2 protein-coding genes are annotated in these 1,496 nt (G+C 69.5%); one reads left to right on the top strand and one right to left on the bottom strand.

Annotation, left to right across the window (positions count from 1 at the left end; genetic code table 11):
• Positions 1-172: 172 nt before the first annotated feature.
• Positions 173-571: a winged helix-turn-helix transcriptional regulator gene (locus ABT085_RS46320; protein WP_351623246.1), complete on the bottom strand. Its 399-nt coding sequence runs from the start codon at positions 569-571 to the stop codon at positions 173-175.
• 84 nt (positions 572-655) lie between these two features.
• Between ABT085_RS46320 and ABT085_RS46315 the strand changes: the two genes are divergently transcribed.
• Positions 656-1,496, top strand: an 841-nt coding sequence (locus tag ABT085_RS46315; protein WP_351623241.1) for a zinc-binding dehydrogenase, incomplete at its 3' end; no start/stop codon positions are given.

Genomic DNA, 1,496 nt, shown 5'->3' with positions numbered 1-1,496 from the left:
AGCCCACAACGCCCTGGGGGCGCGCATCCAGAGGGTGCGCGCCCCCAGGGCGTTACGTGTGCGTGGGGCCTGTCCGGGCGATCATGCAGGTCTTGTGACGCCGATGGTGGGTCCTTCGTTCCCCGCTGGCTGTCGCTGAATTGCAGAAGCCCGAGAGCTGGTCCTGGCCCGTTCAGTCGGTGTCGGGTCCCTGCGCCGCCGCGGTGTCGTAGGCGGCACGGGCCTCGGCGACCGCGGTCCGATGCCGCTCGGCCCAGCCCACCAGCCCGGTCAGTGAGGTGTGGAGCTCCCAGGCCATGGGTGTGAGGCTGTACTCCACCTTGGGCGGCACGGTCGGATACACGGTGCGAACGAGTAGTCCGTCCCGCTCCAGCCTGCGCAGGTTGAGGGTGAGCATCCGTCGGCTGATGCCGTTGATGGCGCGTTCCAGTTCGGTGAAGCGGACCGGGCCGTGGGCGGCGGCGATCAGGATCCCGATGCTCCACTTGCCCGCCACGCGGTCGAGTACCTCGGTGACCGGGCAGGCTTCGTCCCTCAGCGCCTCGGCAACATGTGTGTGACTGCGTGACATAAATGTGCCTCCTTCCGCTGACGAGCAAGGTTACCGACGATGACTGCTGTAACACGTCGTGAACCAAAGGAAGAAGACATATCCGTGCGTGCTCTCGTTGTCGATCCGTCCGCGCCCGCCGCTGTCCGCCTCGCCGAGGTTCCCGATCCCGTGCCCGGCCCAGGCCAGGTCCTGGTGGACGTCTCTCACACCTCGTTGAACTATGGCGACCTCAACGACGCCCGCTCCGGTCGCGTGCCCGTGGGTGCAGTGCTTGGTTCGGACGCTGCCGGAGTGGTGGTTCAAGCCGCAGCCGACGGAACCGGCCCGGCGGTGGGGACCCAGGTGGTGGCCCTGACCTCGGGGGCGTTCGCTGAGCGCGTCGCGATCGACGTGGGTGCGCTTGCCGAGATACCGAAAAACCTGGAACCGGCGCAGGCGGTCGCCCTGCCGGTCGCCGGAGTGGCTGCACTGCGCTCGCTGCGGGCCGCCGGGCTCGGACCGGGCAAGAGGGTGCTGATCACCGGCGCCTCCGGCGGAGTTGGCCGGTTCGCCGTCCAGCTGGCGGCGCGGGCCGGTGCGCATGTGATCGCGTCCGTGGGCTCGGCCACCCGCAGGGAGGGGCTGGCCGAGGCCGGTGCCGGCGAGGTGCTGATCGGACTGGAAGGACTCCAGCGACCGGTCGACGTGGTCATCGATAGCGTCGGCGGCCCCCAACTGGTGGCGGCGTGGAACCTGCTCGCTCCCGGAGGCAGCGTGCAGAGCGTCGGCTGGACATCCGGGGAGCCGGCGGTCTTTCCGCCGTATGCGACCGTCGGCCCGGCCAAATCGCTGACCTCTTTCGTCATCGAGGGCGACACCGGCGCGGACCTGGCCGTTCTCACCGAGCTGGCCGCCGAGGGGGCCGTCACCGTCGAGATTGGCTGGCAAGGATCCTGGGACCGCT

Origin of the sequence: Streptomyces sp. NPDC002265 (assembly GCF_040296125.1) — a bacterium.
GTDB lineage: Bacteria > Actinomycetota > Actinomycetes > Streptomycetales > Streptomycetaceae > Streptomyces.
The sequence above is the reverse complement of the archived record's forward strand: the minus strand, read 5'-3'. Positions and strand labels throughout refer to the sequence as shown.

Bases quoted from the DNA above. Each gene is read 5' to 3' on its own strand.
- ABT085_RS46320 (WP_351623246.1), bottom strand. From the start codon at position 571: ATGTCACGCAGTCACACACATGTTGCCGAGGCGCTGAGGGACGAAGCC.